Annotated in this window: 2 protein-coding genes and 1 pseudogene; all 3 read right to left on the bottom strand. The window is 74.7% G+C overall.

The window, feature by feature from the left end; genetic code table 11:
- A partial coding sequence (locus PV679_RS35920) for a transposase family protein (RefSeq protein WP_319685482.1) occupies positions 1 to 1,481 on the bottom strand: 1,481 nt, incomplete at its 3' end.
- Between the two features lie 311 nt (positions 1,482 to 1,792).
- Positions 1,793 to 1,987, bottom strand: coding sequence for a hypothetical protein (locus PV679_RS35915; protein WP_319685481.1), 195 nt, complete (start codon positions 1,985 to 1,987; stop codon positions 1,793 to 1,795).
- A gap of 104 nt (positions 1,988 to 2,091) precedes the next feature.
- Positions 2,092 to 2,295 (bottom strand): annotated as a pseudogene (locus tag PV679_RS36345) (ATP-binding protein); the annotation flags it as partial.
- Positions 2,296 to 2,391 lie beyond the last annotated feature (96 nt).

The raw sequence follows: 2,391 nt of genomic DNA, 5'->3' as shown, positions 1-2,391 counted from the left end.
GTGCGCCAGTGCGCCGGCGGCGGGGCGGGCGGGATCAGGTCGGGCAGCGCCAGTCTTGCGATGTCGGTGTAGTCGGCGGAGTCGAGTTCGCGGTCGGCTTGGGCGGCCGTGACGGCTCCCAGCCGCTGGGCGGGCTCGGCGCTGGTGGTGGGGGCGAACCGCTGGCGGCGCAGCCGTTCGGCGGCCTTGGCGTCGGCGCGCAGGCGCCGGGCGCGTTCCGTACGTGCCTCGCGCAGCGCCTGCAGTTGCTCGGGGGTGGCTGCGTCCGCGAGGTGTGCGGGGCCAAGGTGGCGGCCGCGGCTATCGCATACTTCGATCTCGTGGTCGTGGTGGGGCATGTAGCGCACGCGGACCTGGCGGCCTGCCTGGCCGGTCATCCACGCCGCGGTGTAGGTGCGGCCGCGCCATTGCACGCCGTGGCTGGTCAGCTTCCGGGGCTGGCCGTCGTCCTCGAGGGTGAAGGCCCACAGGTCGGCTGCGGGGATGTCGGTGACAGGGGTCGGATCGGCCTGCCACGCCTCCAGCGGTGTACGGCCCGACAGGGCTTTCGGGTGGTGCGCGGTGTTCCACCAGTTCGTCCACGCCAGGACCTCTGTGGTGAAGTCCTGGAACGACAGGGCGGGCGCCGGCCCTTTGAAACCGGCGGTGCGCCCACGTCGGCCGGGACGGGGGCGTGCAGAGGAGCTGGCGGTGTAGCCGGGCAGGGCGGCGAACAGCATCCGGTCCGCGGCCCGGTTGAGGTTCTCCACCGTGCCTTTCAGGTGCGGGCTGTAGGCGGGCAGGTCCTTGACCGTCACGCCCATCGCGCCGAGCGCGGTGGTGACGGCGGCGGACAGGAAGTCCTTGCCCCGGTCCACCCTCACCAGCTCCGGCACTCCCCCGGCCGGGCCGTAGGGCTCCTCCCGCACCACGGCTGCGCGCAGGGCGGCCAGTACCGACGCGCGGGAGGGGTGGCCCGGAGTGACGGCGGTGCCGGTGATGACCTTGGTGGCGGTGTCGATGAACCAGGTGATCCACGGGCGCACCAGGTCGCCGTCGGCGTCGACCAGGAGTGGGGCCTGGACGTGGTCGGTCTCCCAGGCGTGGTTGCGCCAGAACGCCGGCCGCTTGCCGAACACGTCATGGGCACGTGCCGCTTCCGGCCCGAGGGCGAGACCGGCACGCTCTCCCGCCGTCAGGTCACGGCGCAGCGCGCGCAGGAACGTCGACAGGGACGGGACCGGATCCAGCAGCGGCACCTGCGACATGGCCGCCCCGCCCGGAACGACCACCGGGTCCGGCTGCTCGGTGGCGCCGGACGCTTGCGCGCCTACTCCTGCGGGCACAGCCGCCGCGCGCGCCACGAGCTGGCGGTGGACCGCGGAGGCGTTGCCGTGCCAGTACGCCAGCAGCACCCGGATCTCTGCGGTGATCTCGAAGCGGTCGGTATGGCGGGCGCCGGGGTGCGCGGCTGCCGCCGGGCTCTGGGTGGCCTCGGCCAACCATCGCCATACCGTGCGCTCCGATACCCCAGGCACTCTCCCGCCAGCCGCACGTGCTGCCGCGAGAGACCGTCCCGGGCCCGCAGCGCCAGCAGACGGCGCACCGCGGGCGCCCGTAGCGCGACCAGTGGCTGCTCCCCGAGCACGCCGGCCGGACCCCCCGGCGCCGGCAGCGCGTGCCCGCCTGCACCGTGACCGACTTGGGTGTCCTGCGGTCTGCTGTCCGTCATCGCGTCCTTCTCTTCGTCGAGCGGGGTGAGGCTCTGCCGTCGGGCCCGGTGTGTCGCGGGCACGGTGGGAAGGGCCGGCCGTCACGGGTACGGGCCGAGGCGGGCGCAGGCCTGGTCGATCGCGTCCCGTCCCACCCGTATGCCGGGGTCACGGCCCCGGGCGGCGCAGACATGCGAGGTGATCTTCGCCCAGGTACGGAAGTTGCCGCGAGCGGTCTGCTCGTCCGCGGCCACCAGGTCGGCCGGGTCGGCGTCCTCCCACACCGGGTGGAACAAGCCCAGCGGTCCCCTGTGTCGAGACGGCTGACCTGGTGCCAGGTCAGGACCCGGGAGCGCATGGCCGCTGCCCGGGCCAGCGCCCGCTCGCTGCCTGCCCCGCACAGCACCAGGGCGGCCGCGCAGCCCGGCGCGTCCCACAGCTGCCGCAGGTAGTCCAGCACCGGCGGCGACAGGCGCTGCGCGTCGTCGAGGAACAGCACCCCCGGCTCGGCCAGCGCCTCCGCCAGAGCCTGGTCGGCCGGCCCGGCGCGGTGGGTCAGCGACCCCGACGGCAGCCCCAGCGCCTCGCACAAAGCGGCCCGCACCTGCGGCAGGCCGGGCCTGACCCCCACCACCACCCGCCACACCGGCACCCGTCCCGGCAGCAGGTGCAGCGCCTGCTGCCGGGACGGGTGCCGGTG

The organism is Streptomyces sp. AK02-01A, from assembly GCF_033795305.1.
In the GTDB taxonomy this organism is placed as follows: domain Bacteria; phylum Actinomycetota; class Actinomycetes; order Streptomycetales; family Streptomycetaceae; genus Streptomyces.
This window is presented reverse-complemented; position numbering and strand designations above follow the sequence as displayed.